Origin of the sequence: Leptospira harrisiae (assembly GCF_002811945.1) — a bacterium.
Classification (GTDB): domain Bacteria; phylum Spirochaetota; class Leptospiria; order Leptospirales; family Leptospiraceae; genus Leptospira_A; species Leptospira_A harrisiae.
The window spans coordinates 716,055-742,123 of sequence record NZ_NPDX01000001.1 but is presented as its reverse complement, the minus strand read 5'-3'; the positions used below and the strand labels follow the sequence as shown (position 1 = coordinate 742,123).

The following is a 26,069-nucleotide window of genomic DNA, read 5'->3' as shown; positions in this document are numbered from 1 at the left end:
ATGGCAAGAATACTAACAGTAGATGATGCACCAGCAGTTCTAAAAATATTGAACTTGGTTTTAACAACAGAAGGACATGAAGTCACTTCAGCAACTAATGGAACAGATGCACTTCAAAAAATTGAATCATCTAGTTTTGATATAGGAATATTTGACGTAAATATGCCTGGTATGACTGGAATCGAATTAACGGAAAAGGCTCTCAAAACAGACAATGGTAAATCCATGAAAATTGTTATGCTCACAACTGAGTCTAGCGAAGAAATGAAAAACAAAGGAAAGGCCGCAGGTGCAGTGGGTTGGCTTGTCAAACCCTTCGCAAATGAATCTTTGATCAAACTTATTTCCCAACTAACATAAATACTCTATGACATCAATTCTTGTAGTCGATGATTCTTCTGCTGTATTAAAAATTGTTCGGTTAGCATTGAGTAGCCAAGGGCTTACAGTCATTACCTGTGGAAGATAAACCGGAGATCGTTTCCAACGCATTGTTTCATGGTGCAAATGCTTGGATGTTAAAACCATTCAACAATGAACAACTAATCAAACTAGGGACGGAGCTTTTTTAAAATAATGATGCCATTTGAAGTAAATGTAATCTTTGCAATTACTATTATATCCGTAGTATTCAATACTTCTTTAGCATTTATAATATATTTTCTGTCGAAACATTCGAAATCAGAAGTTAAATTAGTTTATACAGCCATTTTTTTAGCTGTTCTTGTTTTTAGAAACCTTGCCCTTTATCTCTTCGGTGAAGGAAGCGAAAGGATCTTTTTTTTCTTTTCGGAAAGCTGTGCCATTTTTGGTTCTTATCTTCTAATAGCGGCAATAGCACCGATTGCCACCAAAAAAGTCAAACTAACGTATTTATATTCCATTTCGATATTTGTTTATGTATTTTTTGTAACTCTCCTTTTAACAGAGATCGGTTTTTTTTGGATCGCTCTCCCATCTGCTCTATTTAATGCAGGAGCCTTAGTATTATTTGGAGTTATTGTTTATAAATTAAACACATATCCACAAACTTTCCGAGTTTTTTTCCTAATTATTTGTTTGATCATTGCACTTCAGAGACTCACCTTCCCTTATCTTTTTGGGATAGAATGGTATAGACCTATCGGTTACATTATCAATACACTATTCATGTTTTTATTTGGAGTTGGATGTATTCTTTTTAATTTCAACATTCAAACAAAAAAATTAAATTTATCATTAGAAGAATTAGAACATTTGCAAAAAACAATCAAAGATGTAAATGTTCGCCTTCTCATCATGTATAACCAACTTCCGGCCATCATCTACAATATCGAATTTTTGCCCCAACCAAGAACATCTTACATTAGTCCCAAAATGGAAGAAATTACAGGTTATGGTTTGAATTTCTTTTATGATAATCCTGATTTTTTTAAAGATATCGTTATACCTGAAGACCAACACAAAATTGGAGAACTGTATGCGGGTCATTCACCAATCATTCTTAGAATGATTCACGCAAACGGTTCGTTAATTTGGACAGAACATTATGTAAATGTTTCCTTTGACATTCTTGGAATCGAAAAACGAATCGATGTAGTGGCACTTGACATTACTAAGTCAAAGAAAACGGAAATTTCTTTGTTACAGGAAAAAAGCCTAAACAACACAGTTTTTGATAACGCCGCCAATATTATTTTATTAACGGATGCCAATGGTATGATTGAAAGTATCAATTCGGCGGCAGAAACAATTTTAGGAATTCGAAAAGCAGATGCCTTAGGAAAGTATATTCAGGATGTGATTTTATTACCAGAAGACAGAGAATATCTAAAAGATGTATTGGATGATGTAAATGAAATTCAAAACATAGCAGAGAGTTTAATTTTACGTTGTGTAACTTCGACAAACCAAATCCTTTTTTTAGAATGGAGGCTTGGGATCATTCGTGACAATCGTAGCGAACCTTCCAAAATCATTTGGATCGGAATTGATCAAACCTCAAAACGTGCAGCAGAAATTGAACTTAAAGAACTAAATAAATCTTTGGAAGAAAAAGTAAAAGCCAGAACCAAAGAATTACAATCTAGCAACTTTGAATTAAACTCTGCACTTTATGCGCTGAGGGAAGCACAACAAAAATTGATTCAGAACGAGAAGATGGTTTCTCTTGGGCAATTAGTTTCTGGACTTGCACATGAAATCAACAACCCAATTGGGATGATCAAATCATCTGTGGAAACATTGATTTCTGAATGGGAAGAAGAAAGAATCCAAGAAAAAACAATAAAAATCAATGAACTCATTGAATTGATTCTTGATACAGATTCAAGTGGACTCCGAATTATCACAGGATTGTCAAATAGACAAGCTCGCATATCACTTATAGAAAGTTTAAAACAACATGAACTCCCGTTTGCTGAAGAACTAGCAGAACTTTTTGTAGATTCAGGGATACGTAATTTATCACACTCGATCATTTCTAAAATTAAATTTATCATACGTAACAAAGAGGACTTCCAAATTTTACGAAGGCTTTTACTCGTGAAACAATCTTCAGAACATATTTTATATTCAGTAAAACGACTTTCAAAAATTACTTATACACTTAAAAACTTTGCAGGACTACAATCAAACTTAGAACTTTCCGATTATTCTTTAACCGATACAATTCATTCTGCAATTTCTCTTTATAAGGAATATTTTTTAAGAGACATCAATCTTGTTCTCAATTTGGAATATAGTGGAAATGTTCGCTGTATCCAAGGAGATTTAGTTCAACTTTGGAGCCAAATCATTTGGAATTCTATTCAAGCAGTTGCATCAAAAGGTACGATTCAGATTCGAAGTTTTAAAAAATCAGAAACAATCGTTGTCGAAATAGAAGATTCAGGCGTTGGCATCACACAAGAAAACCAGATGAAAGTATTTATGCCATTTTTTTCAACCAAGATCACCGGAGATGGACTCGGGCTTGGCCTTTATTTAGTGAAAGAAATTGCAAATAGGCACAATGCAAATGTAGAATTTGAGTCGATCCCTGGCAGAACTGTTTTTAAAGTTAGTTTTCCGTTAACTACTTAATAGTAATGGTTCCAGAAGAATCTGTTTTTCCAATCAAATAGACATCTTCACCAAGTGATTTCAATTCAGATATCACTTCCTCAACAAGAGTTGGATCAACAACAAGAATGTATCCAATCCCCATATTAAAAGTTCCATACATATCATGACGATCCAAAGAATAATCTTTTTCTAATTTTGAGAAAACATAACTTTCGGGAAGATTGTTGATTTCCGCACCAATTCCTTTTGGTAATACTCGTGGTATATTTTCGTAAAACCCACCACCAGTAATGTGAACCATTCCTTTAATAGAACACTTTTCAATTAAACTTAAAATAGTTTTCACGTAAATTTTTGTAGGTTGAAAAACATGGTCTTTTAAAAAATCCAATTCCGCTGAAGAAGAAGGTAATTTTCCATCTTTCAATAACAACCTCCTAATTAGCGAAAAACCGTTGCTATGTGGACCCGACGAACCAAGCCCAATGATAGAATCACCAACTTTAATGGTGCGACCATCTATCATCTTTTGTCTTTCAACAACACCAACTACAAAACCTGCTAAATCATATTCATCATCAGGCATTACCCCTGGATGTTCAGCCGTTTCTCCGCCAACAAGTGCACAATCGGCAAGTTTACATCCTTTGACGATGCCTGAAACGATGGCTTCCATTCTTGGTAAAAAAAGTTTACCACAGGCAATGTAATCTTGAAAAAATAATGGTTTCCCACCATTCACAAGAATATCATTCACACACATTGCGACTAAATCAATCCCCACAGTATCATGAATATCAAGTAAGCGTGCAATTTGTAATTTTGTTCCTACGCCGTCTGTTCCTGATAATAGGATTGGTTCGTTATAAGATTTCAAAAAACTAACGTCATAACAGGCAGCAAATCCACCTAACCCACTCAAAACATTTTTGTTATGTGTGGATGCTACATTTGTTTTGATTCGCTGAACAAACTCTTGTCCTTTTTCGGTATCAACCCCTGCTTCTTTATATGTAACTTTATTTGAATTAGACATGGAGTTTTCCTGTTGTAGTATTGATAAGGGAAAGAGTGTGATTGGGAGTGATTGTTTTTGCAATCCTTCCGGCCAAGTGAACATAGTCAGAATCAGAAGTATTCAATAGAATATCTAATTGGTTTTTGTTTTCCAGGAAGTCAGGAAGATTTAAGATGCGCTTAATATGCAAAGCTGTACCTAAATTACCATCATATACTTTTACTTTTGGATAGTTATAAAGAATTCTTTCTTTAAGAAATACATAATGAGTACAACCCAAAACAAAAACATCACAATCCTTCACGACAGATTTAATTTTTGAATCAAACAAATCCCAAGCATCTTCCCAAAGATCTTTATCAATTAGTTTCGCAAGTCCTTCACAAGGTATTGGAAGGATTTCTGTTCCAACAGGAAACCCAGAAACTAGATTTTTAAACTTCTCTTCTTTCAAAGTCAGGTCTGTTGCAAAAACAGCAACCTTCACTCCTGGATTTTCAGCCACTGCGGGTTTTAAAGCAGGTTCCATTCCAAAGATGGGAACAGAATGTTTTGCACGTAGAAAATCTGCGGCTGCCGATGTTGCGGTATTACACGCAAACAAAACTGCTTCGCAATCTTTTTCTAACAAATATTCAAATGCATTTTTCGAAAGTTCCAAAACTTCTGATTTTGATTTTTGACCATAAGGAGAATTTATCAAATCACCAAAATAGATATAATCAATGTTTGATGTTTCTTTCCAGAGTGTTCGAAGGACGGAAAGCCCTCCGAGACCTGAGTCGAAAATTCCAATTTTATAACGTCCTCTGGAATTCATTTAGGATGCTAAATACTTCCTGATATTGTCTGCAAGAGTTTCGTAAATCCACTCAAACTTCGTTTCATCTTCTTCTAATAATGTAACTCTAAATCCATTACGATTACAACAAAAAGAACTAAGAGGAACCACACAAATACCTGCAGAAGCTAACAGATGCAACACGAATCGTCGATCCAATGCAGCTTTATCCATCAGGGGAGCAACAAAATCTCGAACCTTTGTGTTTGAGATTGGAAGAGTCATATGAGGTTTCAAAGCGCCTTCTTCGAAGAGAACAGTTAAATAAAACGCACCTTTTGGTTGGATGACTTTGACACCAGGAATTCCGGTTAGGATTTTGGTTGCTTTCTCGGCTCTCTTTTTGAACTTCTGGTTTCTAAACTTTAGATGGTTTAAGAATTCTGGATGAGAATAAACAAGTGGAATAGAAAGTTGTGGAAGTGTAGTCGAACAAACTTCCAACATTTTTGCATCTAACAATGATTTAATGTATCTTTCAAAGGTTGGATCATTCTTGCGATTAAAAACTTCTAACCAACCACAACGTGCACCCGGCCATGGAAATTCTTTAGAAATTGATCTGAGAGCAAACCCACAAACCTTGTCACCAATCACTTCTGATAAATGAATACTACCCCATTCCGAATAGTTTACGTGAGCATAAGTTTCATCACAAATTAAGATGATATCATATTTTTCACAAATTTTTACGATCTCTCGCATTACCTCTTTCGGATATACGGCACCAGTAGGGTTATCAGGATTGATAAGTAAAATTCCAGCAATCGAATCATTGTATTTTACTTTATTTTCAATGTCTTCTAAATCAGGCATCCAATCATTATCTGGGTTTAATTCATATGTGAGGTGTTCATATCCGGAATGCGCCGCTTCTGCAGAAGATAACGTAGAATAGGCGGGTGAAGGACCAAGGATCCTTGCTTCCCGTCTCATAAATCCAAAAATTTTTGCAACTGCGTCACCAAGACCATTAAAGAATAGAATGTCTTCAGAAGTGATTTGTGCCCCACCTCTTTCATTGACTTTAGAGGCTAAAAACTTACGAGTCGTTTCGTCCCCTTGTGTTGCCGTATAGGCCCATGATTTGTTTTGGGCGACCAGTCCACTCACAATGTCTTTCATCCAAGTGGGAACGGATTCCCCTTTTTGGATTGGGTCACCAATATTTTCCCAAGTGATACTAATTCCCATTGCCTCAATTTGTTTGGCAAGGGCCACAATTTGGCGGATTTCATAAATGAGTGCATCAGCACCCGAGTGGACTATATTTCTTCTCATAAAATTTACTGGCCTTTTTTATAGGCGGCCTCGACCAAAGGGATCGATAATTCCATCTCTTGGGTATCCCGTAATATCTTCAACCGTAAGACGCCCCCCAGACCAACAAGTCCCACTTGTTCTCGTAAATCATTGATATGGCGGATCTGGAGGCCATTGGCTCCTTCGATAAAGTCATACCGGCGAAGTCCTCCTTTTTCTGCTGAGGAATTTGGCTCTATGTCATAGACCAAAACACCCACTGTCTCCCCTGGAATTCCGAGAGAACGTCTATGGTCAGGAAGAGGGGCCGTCGCCATGACACCTAGAGTGGCAGGTCGAATGTTTTGTCCCACGTTTTGTTCAATTTGACGAAGTACACGTTTGGCATAACTAATGGGAATTGCAAAACCAATCCCAGCACTGGCGCCAGATGAGGAGCGTATCATCCGATTGATCCCAACCACTTCCCCGTAAATGTTCAAAAGTGGACCACCGCTGGAACCTGGATTGATGGCCGTATCCGTCTGGATATGAGTTTGTCCGGTTTCGTCCAAATCCTCTCGAGATTTGGCAGAGACTACACCCACAGTAAATGTTTTTTCGAGTCCGTAAGGTGAGCCCACGGCAATGGCCCAGTCCCCGACTTCGATTTCATCTGAATTTCCTAAAAAAGCGGGAGTGAAACGGTCGTTACTTGGGATTTTTAAGAGTGCGATGTCTGCTCTTTCATGGCTTCCCACATAACGTGCTGGAAAAATTCGGCCATCGGACATGATGATTTCTATGATCTCTGCATTTTTAATGACATGGTAGTTTGTGACAACAAACCCTCTTTCATCGATGATAAAACCACTGCCAATGGAAGAGATTCGGTCTTCCCTACTTTCACCAAAAGCATATGGATGGAAAATCATCTCTGTTTTTTTCGTCCGAATTGAAACTACAAATTGTTGGGCTTCGCGATATACGTTACGAAAACTAGTTTGGATCTGAATGGCCTGGCTTTGTTTGCTAGAAGAAATCGGTTTGGGAGACGCAAATAGCTTCGTTACAGCCGATCGAATCTCTGGAAAGAAGATGGCGAACAAAAGTACAAAAACTAATGCAAAGTTAATGTAGACGACTGGCGGAATCGAAGTTTTTCTTTCCATAGAATGCCAAAACCCCTTCCACTTTTGCCGATTCCCCTTCCTTGTCGAATCAAAAAGATTCTGATACTATTTGTGTTTTTACTGGTTCCCATTTTCCTTTCTGGGTGTTTACCGTATTTATTTCACTTAGGTAAGGAACAATCCTCAATAATCTTGGGTCGTGAAAAAATCGACGAAATTCTAAGTCGACAAGTGTTGGATTTAAAAACAAAACAAAAACTAAACTTAATACGTGAGGCACGAAATTTTGCCATCGGTGAACTTGCGCTAAACGAAAAAGGCGGTTTTGAATACTATACCAAGTTAGATAGAGAAGAAATTGGTTGGAATGTCAGCGCTTCAGAAGCTTTGGAACTAAAATCATATACTTGGTGGTTTCCAATTGCGGGAACTGTACCCTACAAAGGTTTTTTTAACAAAGAAATGGCAATTTCCCTAGAAAAGGAATTACAAGCCGAAGGATACGACACTCGCATCCGGGCCATCGGCGGATACTCAACACTTGGTTGGTTTTCTGACCCGGTTTTATCACCGCAGTTGAGTTGGCCAGACCATAGACTTGTGGGACTAGTTTTTCATGAAATGGCACATGCAACAGTTTATCTTCCGGGAGATTCCACTTTAAATGAGTCTTATGCAAGTTATGTGGAAGAAAAAGGGATCGAACTGTATTACACAAAAAAAGAAGGAGAAAAAAGTATACATTTAGAGAAATTCAAAAAAGACAAAGTTCGAAGAGAAATCACCTTAACTCTTTTAAAAAAATATGCAGAAGAACTAAAAACACTTTATGCATCACAGCTAACTAACGAAGAAAAACAAAATCAAAAAAAAAAGATTTTGCTTCAATTCAAAGAAGAAGTAATTCAAAAAAAACTAGTCCCTGAAGAAAAATCCAAAGAGTTTTTGGTTCGTGAATGGAACAACGAAGATTTTCTAGGTGCTCTCCGTTACCATTCTGGTGAGGTTAGTTTTCAAACCTTATTTAAAAAAGCCAGTTATAACTTTCCAATGTTTCATGAAGAAGTAAAAAAACTCTTTGATCTTCCAGAAGAAAAACGAAAACAATTCCTAAACGAAAATATTTAATCTTCAATCATTGCGGAAGTATATAGTTTGTAACCAATCCAATACCTGTCATCAATCGTAGAATTTTTTGCTGCTTCTTTCCCTTCGACCAAACGAACATACAATGGTTTTGGTAAATCTTCCGCTTGCAAAAACTGTTTGAGAAAAAACAAATTGTGAACACCCGATTGAATACCTGAATGTAAAACAAATAAGCCAGCATTTTCTCTCGCAAGATAATAAGCAACTCCACTAAAATCATTTGTATATTGAGTCGACGTTCCAATTTTTTGATTAGCATATAACTTTGTTATACTTCCACTTTTTCCGGAGACATCAAACAAAGGTGTTCCACCACTACACAAATAATTATTTTGGCACCAACCAATTGCCGAAAAATCTATACGATACGCTGCATTACCATCTTTTTTGCCACCTGTTTCCCATATTAATAGATTGGCACTAACTTCATCCTCCAAGGAAGACTTCCAACCAACAACAGACACATCCGGTTTTTTAGGCGAAATAGAGCTAAGCTTGATCGCCTGATTAGAAACAAAATCCGAAACTGAAGCTACAGAATAATATTCCATGTCAGGTAAAACCATAGGAACAACTGCATGAATCCCCGAACTATAGATATAATGTCGATTAGATTTATTTAACCGTAAACTTGTTCGGTATTTATCAACCAAAGATTCCCGAAGGATAACCTCCTGATTTCCTGATTCAGCAGAACGAAAATACCTGACTGATTCCCGGTAAATTGATTTGTTATCAGAGAACATCTCACGACCCAAAGATTTACCTGATGCAAAACTCAAAAGATAAGTTTTTTTGCCATGATCAAAAATTCCATGAAACTCTTGTTTGCCGATCATCTTTCTTTTTAATTTTTCTGAAAGTATTTCAAAATTTGGAATGTTTTTTACATACAATTCACCTTCAGAAAAACGACTGGATGTAAACCGAAACAAGTCTCGTGCAATCGCTAAGTCAAAAAAACTTTCAGAACTATTTTTCTCTAAACTTTGTTGCAAAAGAAAATGAAATAAAAACTCATACTCCTCTTTCAATTCAGGACTTAAATATTCACCTCGATTTTTACGATTGAATTCATTTAATATACCAATGTATTCTTCTGGTCTTTGAGTTTTGGCAGTTTGGTAAATTTTTAGAAACGGATTCGTATGAACAATCGTAGAAGGTTGGTTTTTCAAATAATCAAGTTTCCATTTTAAGTCATTCCACTTCTCTTGCCAAAACTTGTTTCCTTCACCCAAATCTTTATCCAAGGATTGAATTTTTGAAACCAAAGACAAAGCCATTTCGGAGTCTCCACGAAGTAACAAAGCCTTCGCCAGTTCCAAACGGAAAAAAAGTGTTCGATAACTGCGTCCTTCTTTAACTTCTTCAGCAAGAAGCAGTTCAATTAAAGAATTTACTTCCTGGTTCTTTTGGAACGGAATAGAAGTCAAAAGTAAATGATAAAATAAGGTTCGATTCAAATGAGAAAGTTTCGTTAACACTGATTCACCGCTAGTTAGGTATTCAGGTGTTAAAGACATTGGCTCAAAGTATCCTGTTTGGAGTTGTTCTTTCCAGGCAGTGTATAACCTTAAACGATACGAATCATAAATTGAATCTGCATATCCAAATTTTGTAAAATCCCTAGAAAGAACTTTTTCATCGAAATTTTTCCAATCTTTTTTGAAACCATAATTGTATGCAGAAGTTGAAGTGAGGGAAGTTAAATAAATTTCTTTGTCACCTAACAAAAAACCTTTGTGAAAGTAAATTTCCAAAATACGATTTTTTACGACTGTTTTCTCTTTTGTCGTTTTCGCAAGCCTGGCTAACTTGTTTGTTTCAGCCTCCGCTTCATAAAACATATAGTTTTGAATATATAATGTCCCCAATCGATATGCTTGCAAAAAAGGATCTTCCTTTGTTTCTACTTTGGAGCGTAGTTCATTTTTTGCGGCTAATTCTTTCACAGTCCCACGGCGCAGTTGAATATAAAATTCCAAAGCGCCTAAATAAGAATCTTTTTCTTCACCAATAAAATCCGATGTATTGTATTTACAATCTTCCTTTTCTTTAGAAGAAAGACAAGATACCAAATACTCATATCGAATTTGATTTTGGAACGGTGATTTTGAATACTTTAACCATAGTGGCCTAAAAATTGATTTTTTAGGAACGTTTGGGAATATTTCCGTTTTCAGTTTCGCCAATTTCAACTCAAGTGTAGACAAAAACTCATCACCATCATCTAACAAAGTAGAGGCTGTATAATAATTTTCATAGGCATCTACGAATTCTTTAGATTTTTCCTTTAAAAATCCATCTTCAATCAATTGTTTCGCTTTTTTATCCAAACCATCTTTGGAAATTGAAAAATCTTTCCAGTTTCCAATCAACACTCGGTTTTGATCTTTTGCAAAAAGTGAGAGTTTCATCGAAGAATAGTCTTCACTGTTTTTGGATTTGTATGAAACGATATTCTGAACTCGTTTTGAACGCAAAACTTCGTATAATTTACTGATTAGATTCCATTCTTTTTCTGTCTCAAAACTCGATTCGTTGATTCCAATCACTGAAATTTCAGATCCACTTCCTTGAAATATTTCTCGAAGTGGAAAAATCTGCGATCGTTCATCTCCAAATAGACTAGTTTGGTTTTTAAGAGAGCGATTGGTTACCAAATAATCTGTGTCATACAAATACACACCTAGATTCCCAGAAGGAAGAGTCCTTACATTTTGGCCTTGGTTTCTTTTTTCATTTTCACCGTAGATAGTTACCCATTTGAGTCTACGTTCATTTCTCTCTGGGAAAAGTTCGTTATGGCTTCTATCAAAATAAACTGAAGGAAAAATATCAAATTTATGATATTGACTTAGCAGATCTTTCACCAAACTTCCGTTTGCCTTCGTACCAATGACTTGAATTGTCGGAAAATTGTTTTGTATTTTTGGAATACAACGATTAATTTCTGATGATGTATTGCAGAAATCGGCTTTTAATTTTCCATCTTGAGAATAAAGGAAAACATTAGAATTAATTGTAGGATAGTATCCGACCCAACCATTTAAAAACAAATCCATTGCAGATCGTTTCGGTTCTAAAAACGCAGACCGTTCCGGTGATACCTTTCTTATTTTTTCAAGGATTCCGTCTAAATTTTGAATCTCGAGTGTTTGTTGTTTTAAAGAAGAAACAACTGATTCACGTTTCAATGCTTTTTCTGAAATTAAATTACTAAGTTTACGATATCCTTTGAACCATTTCACTAAATCCTGATAATACAAATTTAACTTTGAATCTTCAAATTCAAATTGTGCTGAAATCAAATCTCTGAACAACTCAAGGCTACGAAAATTTTCCCAGTGATTGACAAATGCCTTTGTTTCGTTAAATGCCAATTGTGACTCGGAATAGGATTCTAAAAAATCAATCAACCTGTGTTTCGGAGAAAAAAGCCTAACATTTAAATTGGATTGATAAGTTTGAAATGCCTCTTTCCCGTAAGTGATAAAATTATTTTTTTTCTCTAGGACAAAACGATATTTTTCCCACTTAAATCTCTGTGCATTTGCCCAAAACATTTCTTCATCTAATCGAAATTCATAGGCTAATTCGGAAGTTTCTTTCCATTTTTTTTCAGCTAAAACAAAATCACCTAACTTCATATAAATGGAATAAAGATTTAATTGTGCACGAACCCTTGTCCGCCGGGAAATTGGGTCATTTGGTAGACCAATGACCCGAGGATCCACAAGTCCAGGGTTTTCCAATGCTTCAACCGCTTTCCCTAGGATGGTATAAATGTCTCTTCCTTCTTGTTCCAAGTGTAAGGAAAGATAATATAAAGCAGTCCCGTAAACGATGTCAAACCTAGGATTCAAAGTTCTAAATTGATTTTCGCAAAATTCATTTATTTCTGCACAATTTGTAACTTCTTTTTTTCTCCAAAGTTCCAACTGATTCAAAAATTGATCCAGTAATGCACGTTTGGTTTCTAACGAAAAATCCGAAGATTCTTGCAATGAAAAAACTGAATGTGCATAATTTTGAAATAAATTCTCTATCCCTTTGTTTACAGGATTTTCCAATAGAATTTCAGTTAATTCTTTATAGTGACCGACTGCCTCTACTTGCAATTGGCTTCTTTGATAAATTTGCGCTTCTACCTGCCTTGACTTTGCAAGAATATTTTTTCCAATGATTGTTTCATCCAAATCTTTTGAAGTAATTAAATCATTTCTTGTTTGGATTTCCGACAATGCGGCCGCGTATTCTTCCTGTTCGATATGATTTTCAATTCTTATTCCTAAAGTGAGTAGGTATTTGAAATCATTAGGAAACTCACCAGGGAATCGACCATCACCTTTAACTCGAAAACTATCTCCAAAAAGTATATCTTTCCAACTCCATTTATTAAAACGCTGAAGGATAGATTCTTTATTCAAAGCATATTCAGTCTCTGCTAAATTTAACATTTGGTAAGAGTCACGAAACCTACCTATCTTTTGGAATGCTATTGCCAAATAATTTGCCAAGTTTACAGGGCTTATAAACTTAACGTCTTTGTTGTATGCAATTGCTGTTTGAAAGGAAGCAATTGCTTCTTCATAATTTCCAAATTCCAAATCAGATAAACCTTTTAGCGAAAATAATAAAGCCAATTTGGAACGAATATCATTTAGTTTTCCTAAAGTATAAGCATTAGGCTCCAATGCATACGCATTTACGGATTGGTAATATTCGTTTTTAAAATATATATCAATTGATTTGGAAAATTGTTCTGATGCCTTTTTATATTGACCTTGGTAAATCAAGGATTTTCCATAATTGAAATGATAAATTGCCTCTTGTTTGTAACTATCAAATTGATTTTTGACAGATAAATATATAGAAACATCTTCAACTTTACGATAACTTTCGTTTGCTTTTGGGAAGTTACTTAATAGAAAATAATTGTTCCCTAAATTCAAATTTAGATCAGAGAGAACCTTACGATCAGTATATTCATCGCCTAAAAATACTAAAATCTGATTATAAAGCTCAATATTAGCTTCCAAGTTTTTATCAGGAAAATATTTTTTATAAAGTGCCTCATAAACTTCAGAATCAACTTCTCCCGAATTTGGATTTTTCTGCATTTTAATCAAATCAACATATTGATACAACCACCCTAGTAATTGGTAAGCATCATAATGTGTAGGATCTGCGTAAATGATCCAACGAAGTTCCAATTCAGCTCTTTTAAAATTTTCTAGGATTTCTGTTTTGCGAACATCTGTCATTGTTCCAGTGGAATAGTAATAGGACTCAAAAGTTACATATTTATTGATTAAATAATATGAATATCCATATAGAGTAGCGAGGTCCAAATAAGGCCTTGCACGGGGAACCGCTTGTTTATAATATAACTCAGTCCAACTAAGTGCCTTCTCAGAAAGAACTTCAATTTTTTCAAAATCTTTAACATCAACTACACCACGTAGTAATTCATTATCGGTAAGTAAAGATGTAATGCCAGATATATTTCCAACAACGTTCAGTTTGTCTTTACTTAAGATATTCAGTTGATTTAATAGAGCACGTTCTTCTTCTTCGCGGATTTTTTTCCCATATAAAAAGATTGTATCAACCATCTTACGTTGGTAATAAATTGCATATTCTTTGTATAAAGAATCTAAATACAAATTTCTTGTTTTAACAAGAAACATGTTTTGATTGTTGAAAAAGTAATGGAACGATGACTGAAGTAAGTCGCCAATCCTTTCAAATTCGACCGCTTTATTCTCAAAATAGAAAAAGGCACTCTGAATGTCTTCTTCACCCAAATCAACACCAAGAATTGGATCGTAAAATTCTAAATATATTTTTAAGTTACGTAGTGCATCAGAAGTATTTCCTGCTGATTTTTGGTTGTAATACTTTAACAAGTTGGCACGTAACAAAATAGGACTTTTGTATTCTGCAATAAACGAAGGAGTTTCAAAGACAGAAGGTTTGCCTGGAGGTTCCAAGTCAATTTGAATAGGAATAGGAATGATCGAATCCAAAACTTCATTAGATTCGTTAAATTTTCGAATGTCTGATAATGACTTTGCTTTCAGATATTTCAGAGTCATTGAATACTGCGGGATTTGGTTTACCTCAGGATCAACAAGTAAGGTATCCACAAAAGAAATAACCGACTCACTATTTCGATTTTCAGTAATTTTCTGAATCACATCTTCCAAAAGGAACCGAAGATCCCTTTTATGATCATTCGAAAACGGAAGAGATGGATTCAATAAATAACGTTTTTTCTCCTGCTCCCAACCAAAAATCATTTCCTTATATAACTGTGACAATCTTAAAGAATTTGGCTGGAACTCGTATCCACCTAACCGTCGCTTAATCTCATCAATTTGATGGTAATCTGGAAATCGTTCGTAGATAAGTTTTAAATTTTCAAAAGCAAGGGAAAGTTTTTTATCCTTCTCCAATTCATCTGCATAAAGATGATACAACATTGCTTGTGCATCTTTACTCCATTTCGATGTATGGTTCTCGTGAATTTCATTTTGGAAATCGAACTTTTTGTTATTTTGTTTCGATTCTTCCCATCGAAATAAAAATAATGCGAAATGATTTTGGATCAACGCAGATTTTTGACGGTAGGAATCAAAAAAAATTCGAGCTTCTTCTTTTTTACCCACACGAATCAGCGATATGTATTTTAAAATGGCGACTCTAGCAGAATAAACTGGGAACAAAGGATCATCGGAATAAAATAATTCAACAGAATCTAAAGCTAAGAAGTAAGAATCTAAACTTTGTCCTGCAGAAAATGTTTTTGCGTATTGGTACTGCTCACGAATGTTAGGTTGCTTCGGGATGGCTCCGTTTTCTGGAATAAAATAAATATTGATCGCATTAAAATAAGAAGCAGAAAAAAGAATGGAACCCCCATTAAAATTTGAGTAACGAACGTCAAAATTAGATGTTTCACCAGAAGAAAGAACACGTTCCTCTCCCGTTTGCAAATTTTTCATCACAAGGATACTATGATCACGCTCATCCAATTTTCCATTCTGATTTGTATCCTTACGAATTGAAGCATAGTATAGATTTTTGGATTTTGGATCAACAGTAGGAGAGAAGTCCAAATAAAAATTATTGGTCATCCTTTGGATTGCAGAATTTTGTAAATTGATTCTATAAATCTCACCTTTCGAATCTTCGAAATATGAGATAAAATAAATACTATTTCCATCCGCAGAAACATAAGGAGAAGTTGCACCTTGAGTTGTAATTTGTGTTATTTGATTTTGATTTTCTAATTTGATAGCACAAAGATTTGGTAAACCGGGAGTGAAACGGTCAGAAACAAAATATATGATTTTCCCATCAGGGGACCAAACAGGATCAGTATCAATTACACCTTTGGAATATTCACCATTTTTGTTTGGTTTGTTGGTAAGTTGAATAAAATCATCACTAATAAAACGATTTCCTTTTAGTAGTTCATGAGTCCATTCCTCTATGTCCATCGGCAGCAACATCAAATCACCTTCTGAGTCAAACTCTTCAGATACAAATACAAGATACTTTCCATTAGGTGAAATTGAAGGTTTTGATTCAGAGAATGGGTGATTAGTCACAGGGACTACGATGGAGCTTTTTAAATCGCGAAACCAAATATCAAAGTTTCCCTTTTGATCAGTTGCATAAAATAAATACCTACCATCATTCGTAGTTGAGCTGTATAAATTGTTTCCTCTCTGAACTGTTAGTGGAAAAGGTTTCGATTGGGTAGGTGAAAAATAGTTTTTTGAAATTGCCGAATAATCAAAATCGACATTCGTCATTTTAACATTTTTTTGAAACAATACACAATTTGAAAAAAGAAATGAGAAGAGGAAAATTAAATATACTGGAAACCGCAAAATAGGTTTCATTGGAATTTCTCCCATCTACCACTTGTTGTTTCATAATATTCTCCTGCCGAAACAGATTGATAATATTCGTCAATTAAAGATTGTTTGAATTGAACTAACTCGTCGTCCTTTTTCCCTTTTTTCTTCTGAGTAAAAACTTCTTTTTCCCAAATGACTTTTCTTGATTCATTTAAAAACAAAATCACATCTTCAACACGTTTTCGTTTTGCAGGAATCTCATACTGAGAATAACTTGGTAACCCAATTGCTAGAGGATTTAGCTTAACTAAACCAGATGGAGTCTCCCCCACAATACCGTGCATTTTGTACCTTTTTAATTCTGGTGTTAAATAGTTTAATCGTACACGATGAGCCTTTATCTCTGGATCTAAATCTTCTGCAGCTAATTTTTCACGATTGGATCGGCCATTTGACGATGATTGAATAGAAGCAATCATCCAACCATCTTTCTCTAACTCTCGATCTTCACCTACCATTTGTTTTTCGGCCGCTGTTTGCGCATTAGTGATTGTGATTGGAGGAACTTTTAGGTTTAAGATGGATTTACATCCCAACATTAGGGATAAAAAAATAAGACGTTTCATAAATACCTCACTCTTGGTATGTTTGGATTTCGCTTTGAGCTCGTTTTAAAAAATTTGCTAGAGGCATTCTTTGCTGAGAAATTTTACCATCTTCTAAATTCACTAACAAAGACAACAACGATCGATTAAAATATACATCTGCATAAACTAATCCCTTCGATAGGGATATATCAATTTTGTTGATCGTATAACTATCTGTAATTCGATCAATAATGAAATTTTGAGGAGAAATAACATTTAAGGCACTTTTACCAAAATCACGGCCGATTTGAAAAATAGAAAAAAACAAATCTAAATTAGCAACAGGTTCACTCAAATCTCTTACGGAAATATTCAAGTCTGCTTTTAATTTTCCATCATCAATCTTATCGCGAACCTTGGGAGCCATCAATTGTTTTAAATCAATGTCTCGAATCAGAAAGTTCCCACGAAATTCCATTGATTTAGGATCCAAATTTCCTAAATTAAAAACCATATTTTTCCCAAGAACCAATCCATCCAAAGAATATGATCTTAAAGATTCAATGTTTGCATAGTTTTCTTTGTATTCTATCGATGCCGTAAGTCCCGGTCCTTCCTTTTGCCGCTTCACATATTCAAAAGGTAAATTAGGGATACTCGGATGGGTTCCAAGAACATGTCCTATTGTTAGGTTGGATGGTTGGTTCCTTCCATAGTTTTTTATAAATATTGATTTATCACCAACGATCAAACTATCTTCAACATTACGTGCTAGGTTATGTTCAATTGGAATTTTCGCGATCACATCTTCCAAAAGATAGGCTTGGCACTGTTCGCCAGGGCATCTTTGATTATTATAAGCAATCACTGGGACTTTAGAATGTAACTCACCCGTGATATCATAATCTTGAATTTTTAAATTTAACCCCAAATCACCTTGGAAACTAAGACCTTTCGCCAAATATTCTTTTGTTGCAGAAACAAGTCCGAAGGATAAATTTAAATTCCCGAAATATGGACCTAACGGTGGTTTTGGTTTGCCATTTTTATATAACTTTCCACTAGCTGCTAAATTAAAAATACCACCAAAAGCATTCATTTTTAACGTTCGAATAACAATTTCGTTTATCTCATTCCCAGAAATAGAAAGGTCTGTTACCATTTTCAAATCTTTCATTTCCAATCCGGGAAGTTCCGCTCCAAGATCGGCTTTGATTTGTTTTGAATTTCCAGATGCTAAATAACGAGCATTCAGCTTTAATTTGGGATGATTTCCTAACAAGTTTTGGAGAGGTGAAAGTTTTTCCTTTAAAACCAAAGGAAGAACTAACAAAAGATTGGACGTATGAACATTCAAACCCAGCGGATATAGACTTGCAGTGAGATTTGAACCAAGTTGTACACTTCCCTTTAAGTCTAACTCCATGGCTTTGTTACCCGTCATGGTTTTTTGATCAAGTTTTAGGTCAGAAATTTTAATTTCCGATAATCCAAAAGGACGATCGAAAAGTAATAACGCATTTAAACTGAGGCCAAATAAAGAAGAAGGAGAAATAGAACGATCCAATTGATACCGAAAGCCGTCAATTTTTGCATTCATTTGGACCGAAACAGTCGCAAACGATTCACCAATAATCCCAATTTCTGTTTTTAGTTTTCCACCAAGATTAGTTACATACTCACCTAACTGAAGTTTATCTGCATTAATTCGAAAATTGAGTCCTTTTTGTTCTGAATAGTCACCAAACAGCGATAACGAAGCTCCATTGTAATCGATATGAGAAGGTGAAATCATAATTGTTTTGATATAAGGGAAAGGTTTCCCAGCAGTTTGTGATTTTATATCGGCAAAACTAACTTGAGATACTATATCAATCAAAGCAGTTGGAATCGAATGCACTTTGGATTTTCCCATTTTCAAAAACAACTGATTTGCTTTTAGTTTTAGATTCGCTTCCGCATTTTGCCAATCACCACGAATGCCTGTACCTTCAAGAGATAGATCACCTGATAAATTTATATCTGGAATAATTCCTGATAGCTGATTAAGCGAACGTTGCAGCTGTGTAAGTTGTATATTTGATTTTCCAACTGTGATATTTACTTTCGGTTTTTCCTTTGATACATCTTGAATGGAACCCGAAAAACTGAGCCAGGATTGCCCAAGCACTTTTAGATCTAACTGGTTGATACTAACCGAATCCAATTGATTATCGTAATGTATGTCAGATAACAGACGTAAACCTAATTGGACTGGTTTTTTTCTAACTTCCAGTAAGAGATCATCCTTCCCAATGTCCGTTGTGAACAAAAACATTTCAGGAGATACAGTTCTATCCCATTCAAATCGCATAGACAGCGGAATGGTTTGTTTCCATCGCAACTCTTTTGAATCTAAGTCTAGTGGGATTGGTTTGGATGCATTGAGAGAAATAAGTACATGATCAATTTGATTGAGGGCAGAGAAATCGAATGGAATGGAAGTGAATCTGTTTGTTTCCAATTCCGTCTGCAAAGAAAGATCTTGAGCGGAGAAAAAATGTAAGGAACCTGTGTCTCGTTTCAATTGAAATTCAATGGCATCTAAATTGATGTAAACACTTACCTGTAACGGAAGATAGGTTTTGAGTTCAGTAAGTGGTGTTTTTGGTTCTGGTACTGGCTCCGGTGTATCCGTTTTGTTTTGTTTTAAGAAAGAAAGAAAGTTCCACCTTCCCATATTTTCTTCGATTTGAATTTTTCCAGCCTGCAGTCCAATTTCAGAAATTTTAAGTTTTCCAAAAACCAAAAGAGGAAGGTTATAACGAAGGCGAAGTTGTTTGGCTTCCACCATCGGTGTGTTTTCAAATGGAATGCCCGGGTAGAGTCGGAAGTTTTCTATCTCAATCCCGAAAAAAAGGGAGAACGTATGAAAGTTTCCCTCCATTCGACCCATAGTAAAATGAGAGACTAATTTAGGTACAAGCAGGTCTGCTGTGAAAGCGTTAAAAAGAGATTTATAGAATAGAAAAAGGACAAAAAGTCCACGAAAGATTTTTGTTTTGGCGATTCCTAAACTTACCTTCAGGATTGGATTCATTAGTAGAATCGCCTCTTGCGATTAATATTCGAAGGAGTCTTCAGCCTCTTCCAGAGTTTTATAAATCTCGAAAACGCTAGAAAGTTTTGTGATTTCCATTAGGTTCTCGATATCGGAATTTAAGTTCGCAAATACAAGTCTACCATTCAGGCCGTCGATGTGTTTATAAATATTTAAAAATGTCCCTAATCCAGCGGAGTTGATGAAAGGAACCTTTTTCAAATCTATTATAAACTTAGGGACTTGGCCTTTTTTGATGTACTGTTCAATCTTTTCAGATAGCTCGAACTCATTTCCGGCTTTGATGGCACCTTCAATTTTAATGATGTGCACGTCGTTTTTACTAGTAACTTTGATTTTCATAACCCTTCGGAAGGTGGTGTTGCCATTAAAATCCTTTGATTTTGCTGAATGTAAAGCAAATTTTTATGCATAGTACAATAAATCTTTGCCAGCCCTTCGAAGTTGATGTTTTCCCTGTGACAAATGATTGCGAACTGCCTTTCTGGAAATTCCTAAGAGCTTTGCAATCTCTCGTTCAGAAAGAAAACTGCGATCGATGGTTTTTGAACGTCGTAAAATCCAGAGTTTCTTTTGTTTGAGATACCATTTTCGCCGATTTGGATCCGTTGCTTCATACAGTTTACGCGTATATCTGGTAATCATTCCCGAAAGTCGGGCTAAAATTTGGCGTTGTCGCAATCGTTTCTCTTCTAGCTCCCGATAAAATGTATCGATGTTTTGATTTGATTCACGTATCTTCCAGAGAAGGAGCTGTTTTAAGTTCTGTTTCATTGGCAAATCAAACTGTAAGGACAACACTAAAGCTGTTAGTGTAGGCAATTTTTCCAATTCTAGCTTGAGTGGATTTTCTAAATCCAAAAACTCAATAGGATGCTCCTCATTTGCGGGCAAATCATAGTTCCATAATTGTAAATATAGTTCACCTGATTCAGATATTTCGGTTCGACGAAACCTGTTTCGATACTGATTAAAGGCATAAGTAACAAAAAAGCCGAGAACATTGGTTATATGGTAGTTTAAACTAAGCGCCCACATTTTTGTGAATACTTCCAAGATAGTGACAACCATCTCCGAACTTTCATCTTCCGTAATTTTCCTTTTTTTTGCCAACCGATCCACCATCCAGATGGGCAATTGAGTTTTTACTATATTTAAATCATGATTGGATCTTGCTTCTTCAATCAAAGGTAAAATTTTTTCATCTAGTATTCTTGGTAACATGGATGGAATTTATAAATAATCTACTTAAGAAAGAAACCCTATTATAATTCATATTAAGAGTTTATCTCCCGTTATATGAACTTGGTTTGTTCAACTACGAACTTTTAGATTTATTTTTTGCGATTAACAGAAGTGATACTGAAAGTATCACATGAAATAAATTAAAAAAAACAAATGGGAAAAAAGACATTACCGAAACTCCAAGTGAAGTAGACATAAATGCCCCACAACTGTTCCAAGGAATCAGGGGAGATGTGATGGTACCTGAATCTTCTAACGAACGTGAGATGTCTTTTTCCGGAATGGAATTTTCTTCAGCTAAACTACGAAAGGCACGAGCAGGAATCACCAATGATAAGTATTGGTCTGCTGTCACCAAATTCAATAAGAACGATGTTCCCATAGTAGAAAGAAGTATATCCCATTTATCTTTTGCCCAAACCTTAATTTGGATTAAGATTTCATTTAAATAACCATAACCTTCCACGACCGCACCAAACCAAACAGCCGCAAGTATCAAAATTTCCGTTGGGAGAATGGCAACAATCCCGCCTCCACTTAAAAATCGATCCAATACTGCGTTTCCAGTTTTCGATTCGAATCCGAAGACCAATGTTTCCAAAATATGAAATTGTATCCCACGTTCAGTAAAACTAAAACCTATCGCTGAAACAATACCGAGTAACAATGATATTCTGATATGCAATTTAAAAAATGAGGACCCAAAAACTAATATTACCGGAATCAACTTGATCCAAGAAATACTGGAATTTGGTTCAGAAAAAATTACACCTGACTTTAAAGTTAAATTGGTATTTTGGTGTGAATCCAAAACATAAAGATTCAAAATGTAAAAACCTAAGATAGCAACTCCAAAACTGATACAAGTGGTTTTTAACATATGTTGTATATGTTTCCAGATTGGAACGTGCGTTAAACTTGAGGCCAAATTGGTTGTGTCAGAAAGCGGGGATAACTTGTCCCCAAAGTAACAACCGGAAACAATGGCGCCAGCAGCCATTGTCTCTGGAAACGAAATTACCTCAGCTACACCCATCAGCGCAACACCTAACGTACCAGCAGTGGTCCAAGAAGAACCGGACACCATGGCAGCAATTGCAGAAACAATAGCCAAAGAAGGTAAAAAATAATCGGGCTGGAGAAATAAAATTCCTGCATGAATCATCGTCACAAGCACTCCCGAATAAGCCCAAGAGGCAATGAGCATCCCCACAAAAAAAAGGATTTCCATTGCTGGCAATACTGAGAAAAAATTTTTGCGAAACGATGATTTTAAAAATACAGATTTACGTGTTCTTCTCTGTAAAAACGCAAAAAGCCCGGCTACAAATAAAGCCAGAGGATGCGGGTACGGTAGAATCCATACAAATCGAAAAAATAGAATCGAAAGTATTAAATAAAGAAGTGGAGAAAGAGAGAAAAATATTGAGTGCGATTTTTCTCTCTCCATACTTTAAAGAAAAGTAATATTGATATAATAAATAGAAAAACCAAACAAAAACAAAATTCCAAACCAAGAAAGTAAATTCATCCAAGGTTTTGGCCTTTGTTCTTTTGGAATTTCTTTTCCAAATAATATCAAATGGTGAATGAGAGCAAGAACAGGTGCATTCAGAAAAGATACGGTAGTAGCAAAATCCACCAAACTCTTCATATTAGTTCTAAAAAAAAGTAAAATTAGAACTGAACCCACTCCCACGAAAAGGATCCAATACCAATACAATTTTTCTGTCGGAATTTTTGCAAATGGTTTGAATAGTCGACGACTTGCATTAGAAACAACCCGAGGATAAGCATCAAAACAAGTTAATGTTGTGGAGAACATTGTAAAAAAAGCAGCGATTAAGATGATAGGATAAGACCAAGAACCAATAGCTGTTGTGTATAATTTTACAAGTTCAGATGCAAAACTAACTGCTTGAGAAGAAAACTCGGCTCCTGTATTGTACATCATGTTTGCACCCAGAGCCAAAAAACAAACCGCAAGCAAGGTAGTCCCAATATAACCGATGTTAAAATCTAACATCGCATATTTCATTGGAGGCAGTTTGCCATCAGGAGTTTTTTTTGCGAGTGTCCAATCCGACTGCCATACAGCTGCTTCTATCGGAATTGGCATCCATCCCATAAGTGCAATCAGGAAAGCAACATCTCCAAGATTCGAAATTGAAAATGTTTTTCCTGCCGTTTCCAACTTAGGTATCCCTGCATAAAAGGAAAGGACCATGGCAACGATGGTTGAAATGGTTAACAAAACCACTATCCATTTCATAAGACCGTCCAAAGCTGCAAATTTTCCTATTGCAAGCAAAAGAAAACAGAAGATTAGAATCATAGAACAAAGTAACCAAGGTTCCATAGAAATCCCAAGAAGATTGGAAAAAAGTCCAGATGTGACAAGCGTTACTGTGGCAACAATGATACACATCGTACCAACGGAGATTAAAAAAAAGATCCAAATAGGTAGTCTACCTAAAGCCTCATACCCATCTAACAATGATTTACCGGTAACAATTGTATATTTGGTGCCGACAACAAAAAAAGGATATTTGATTAAATTTGCAAATAGGACAACGAAAAGTAATCCATATCCATACACTGCACCGGCTCGAGTTGATTGCACAAGATGCGAAACACCAACGGCGGCACCGGCATATAGTAGACCAGGACCAAGATAAGCTAAAAAAGGAAATCGTCTCATTTTGGACAAAATAGCCGGTTGGATTAGTTTTTGCTACTCTATTCGAAGGTTTATCGATTCAAATAATGAAATAGAATTTGATTGAGAGCTAATATATCGATCGGTTTGGTCAGAAATTGGTCCATCCCAACATCAAAACATTTTTTTCGTTCTTCATACAGAGCCCCTGCCGTGAGGGCTATGATGGGAACCGATCTTCCAGTGGTTTGTTTGCGAATCTCCGTTGCCGCTTCTAATCCATCCATATTTGGCATTTGGACATCCATAAAAATTAAATCGGGCTTTGACTCTAAAAAGAAACGAACCCCCTCGAGTCCATCCAAGGCTTCCGTAATTTTTGCCTCAGGGATGTATTTATGGATCATACGTTTGAGTAGATCGCGGTTCATTTCATTGTCTTCGACCACTAAAATTTTAGGCGAAATTTCGCTCAGTACTGGGTGATTGTTATTCGCAAATAATTCATTTTGTAGTTCATTTCTAGAAGAGATGGTTTGGTTTGTCACCGTTCCAACTGCGCCACATTCAATAACAAATCGAAACTCTGTTCCAACCCCTAACTTGGATTGGACTTCTATTTGTCCGCCCATCAGGTCTAACAAAGATTTAGTGATCCGAAGTCCAAGGCCCGTTCCACCATACCTTCTCGTTGAATTGGATTCTCCTTGCCAAAAAGATTGGAAAAGATGAGATTTTTGTTCTTCCGAAATCCCAATCCCAGTATCAGTTATAGTAAATTCTAATTTTGTTTTTTCCTTTGCGGTCGGTGCTGAATTTACTTTTAATATAACTCCACCTTCTTCTGTGAATTTCACTGCATTCCCTAATAAATTGATGAGAATCTGACGAAGCCTAGTTGCATCTACCGAAATGATTTTTGGCAATTCCGAGCCCATTTCCAATTTGAGTTCGATTCCTTTTTCATTCGCTTTCCATTTAAGGACACCTAACGAATCGTTGATGATTTGTTCTAAATTGGAAGTGACTTCGTTTAAAACTAGTTTTCCAGCTTCAATTTTAGAAAAATCCAAAACATCATTGATGATACCCAAAAGTCCGTGTGCACTGCTGATTGCATTTTGTACGAACTCCCTTTGATCAACAGTTAAATTAGTAGTTAACAATAATTCATTAAAACCAATGACTCCATTTAAAGGAGTTCGAATTTCATGGCTCATGTTTGCAACAAATTCAGATTTTGCCTGGTTGGCACGTTCGGCTTCTTTTTTCGCATTCAAAAGGTGGAATTCGGCATTCTTTCGATCTGTAATGTCATTTAGGTGAACAACAAAATAAGATGGTTTTCCGTTCCTATCTTTGACTAAAGTATTTGAAATTTCTACCCAAAGGATATTTTGGTTTTTCGAAAAAAAACGTTTTTCGTATATCATATTCTCTTTCGAACCACTGAGTGCTAATTCACGAAAGGAATCAAAAACCTGTTTGTCTTCTTCGTAAGCGAACTCATTTGATTTTTTACCAATGAGTTCAGTGGAATCATAACCTAACATTGATTCTAATTTTTTATTGACTCTTACAAAACTACCGTCTAAATCCAAAAGACAAACACCAACTCCCGCATTATCAAATGTCATACGAAATCGTTCTTCACGGTCTGCCAATTCTTCCTGAAATTTACTTTCGTCTGTAATGTCGCGGTTGATCGCAATAAGCCCAATCGTATGCCCAAGTTTATCTTTTAAAAAACTTACGGCAGATCGAATTTTTAACTTTTCTGATTTTTTATTGTATTGGAAAACTTCGCCCTGCCAAATTCCTTTGGTTTGTAGTTCCGTAATTCGACTTTCTCTTGTGCTTTCGTCTTGTTCTGTTTTTAAAATGGAAATTGTAGAGTGGCCAACTACTTCACTAGCAGTAAAACCATAAATACGTTCCGCAGCTAAATTCCAATTTGTGATTCGGAATTCCATATCCGTTACGATCACCGCATCATATAGATATTGTAAAATTTGCGAAGAATACACCTCGCTCGGAATTAAATTTTCCATTACCCAATCAGGAAAACTGACTCTAAAAAAAGTGCAAGCGATAACCAGCGATGCACTGGGGGCAGCCTTCTCTGATTTTCCTAACAATAAAATCCCCCCGGCACTCGCTTTTCCACTCAGCG

General features: G+C 35.7%; 16 protein-coding genes. 4 read left to right on the top strand and 12 right to left on the bottom strand.

The genetic code is table 11. The features are described 5' to 3' along the window. Nucleotides 1–360 (top strand): response regulator, encoded by a 360-nt coding sequence (locus CH364_RS03445; RefSeq protein ID WP_100742219.1) that lies wholly within the window; start codon nt 1–3, stop codon nt 358–360. Between the two features lie 216 nt (nt 361–576). Next, nucleotides 577–3,063, top strand: coding sequence for an ATP-binding protein (locus CH364_RS03435; protein ID WP_165779474.1), 2,487 nt, complete (start codon nt 577–579; stop codon nt 3,061–3,063). Here the strand turns inward: CH364_RS03435 and purM are convergent. The 4 genes from purM to CH364_RS03415 are packed head-to-tail and all read right to left on the bottom strand — an operon-like array spanning nt 3,056 to nt 7,318. Then, nucleotides 3,056–4,081 carry a phosphoribosylformylglycinamidine cyclo-ligase gene (purM, locus tag CH364_RS03430; RefSeq protein ID WP_100742218.1) on the bottom strand — a complete coding sequence of 342 codons (1,026 nt, stop codon included), beginning with the start codon at nt 4,079–4,081 and terminating at the stop codon, nt 3,056–3,058. The genes CH364_RS03435 and purM overlap by 8 nt on opposite strands. After that, nucleotides 4,074–4,883 carry a glutamate racemase gene (gene murI, locus CH364_RS03425; protein WP_100742217.1) on the bottom strand — a complete coding sequence of 270 codons (810 nt, stop codon included), beginning with the start codon at nt 4,881–4,883 and terminating at the stop codon, nt 4,074–4,076. The genes purM and murI overlap by 8 nt, the downstream gene beginning before the upstream one ends. Beyond that, nucleotides 4,884–6,185 (bottom strand): pyridoxal phosphate-dependent aminotransferase, encoded by a 1,302-nt coding sequence (locus tag CH364_RS03420; RefSeq protein ID WP_100742216.1) that lies wholly within the window; start codon nt 6,183–6,185, stop codon nt 4,884–4,886. 5 nt (nt 6,186–6,190) lie between these two features. Beyond that, on the bottom strand, nt 6,191–7,318 hold the full coding sequence (locus tag CH364_RS03415; protein ID WP_004784920.1) for a S1C family serine protease: 1,128 nt from the start codon (nt 7,316–7,318) through the stop codon (nt 6,191–6,193). A gap of 3 nt (nt 7,319–7,321) precedes the next feature. Here CH364_RS03415 and CH364_RS03410 point away from each other — a divergent pair, with 3 nt between their 5' ends. Continuing rightward, nucleotides 7,322–8,407, top strand: coding sequence for an aminopeptidase (locus tag CH364_RS03410; protein ID WP_100742215.1), 1,086 nt, complete (start codon nt 7,322–7,324; stop codon nt 8,405–8,407). Here CH364_RS03410 and CH364_RS03405 read toward each other — a convergent pair. The 6 genes from CH364_RS03405 to CH364_RS03380 all read right to left on the bottom strand — a co-directional run bounded on the left by CH364_RS03405 (nt 8,404) and on the right by CH364_RS03380 (nt 22,468). Continuing rightward, the gene (locus CH364_RS03405; RefSeq protein ID WP_100742214.1) at nt 8,404–16,257 is read right to left on the bottom strand and encodes a PD40 domain-containing protein; all 7,854 of its coding nucleotides are present in this window, start codon (nt 16,255–16,257) and stop codon (nt 8,404–8,406) included. The two genes, CH364_RS03410 and CH364_RS03405, sit on opposite strands and share 4 nt — an antisense overlap. Before the next feature lie 86 nt (nt 16,258–16,343). Then, entirely contained in the window at nt 16,344–16,931 is a 588-nt protein-coding gene (locus CH364_RS03400; protein WP_100742213.1) for a DUF1318 domain-containing protein, read from the bottom strand. A 7-nt stretch (nt 16,932–16,938) separates the two neighbouring features. Then, complete coding sequence (locus CH364_RS03395; RefSeq protein WP_100742212.1) at nt 16,939–19,971, bottom strand: LIC_11026 family protein; 3,033 nt, start codon at nt 19,969–19,971, stop codon at nt 16,939–16,941. 21 nt (nt 19,972–19,992) lie between these two features. Next, nucleotides 19,993–20,334: an STAS domain-containing protein gene (locus tag CH364_RS03390; RefSeq protein ID WP_002989181.1), complete on the bottom strand. Its 342-nt coding sequence runs from the start codon at nt 20,332–20,334 to the stop codon at nt 19,993–19,995. A 63-nt stretch (nt 20,335–20,397) separates the two neighbouring features. Further along, complete coding sequence (locus CH364_RS03385) at nt 20,398–21,216, bottom strand: sigma-70 region 4 domain-containing protein (RefSeq protein ID WP_100742211.1); 819 nt, start codon at nt 21,214–21,216, stop codon at nt 20,398–20,400. Nucleotides 21,217–21,310: 94 nt separating this feature from the next. After that, nucleotides 21,311–22,468 (bottom strand): Na+/H+ antiporter NhaC family protein, encoded by a 1,158-nt coding sequence (locus CH364_RS03380; protein WP_243401228.1) that lies wholly within the window; start codon nt 22,466–22,468, stop codon nt 21,311–21,313. A 35-nt stretch (nt 22,469–22,503) separates the two neighbouring features. Between CH364_RS03380 and CH364_RS18780 the strand changes: the two genes are divergently transcribed. Next, complete coding sequence (locus CH364_RS18780; protein WP_243401227.1) at nt 22,504–22,704, top strand: hypothetical protein; 201 nt, start codon at nt 22,504–22,506, stop codon at nt 22,702–22,704. Here CH364_RS18780 and CH364_RS03375 read toward each other — a convergent pair. Further along, nucleotides 22,691–23,938 carry an Nramp family divalent metal transporter gene (locus tag CH364_RS03375; RefSeq protein ID WP_100742210.1) on the bottom strand — a complete coding sequence of 416 codons (1,248 nt, stop codon included), beginning with the start codon at nt 23,936–23,938 and terminating at the stop codon, nt 22,691–22,693. The genes CH364_RS18780 and CH364_RS03375 overlap by 14 nt on opposite strands. A 50-nt stretch (nt 23,939–23,988) precedes the next feature. Continuing rightward, on the bottom strand, nt 23,989–25,947 hold the full coding sequence (locus CH364_RS03370) for a PAS domain S-box protein (protein ID WP_100743376.1): 1,959 nt from the start codon (nt 25,945–25,947) through the stop codon (nt 23,989–23,991). Nucleotides 25,948–26,069: the final 122 nt, after the last annotated feature.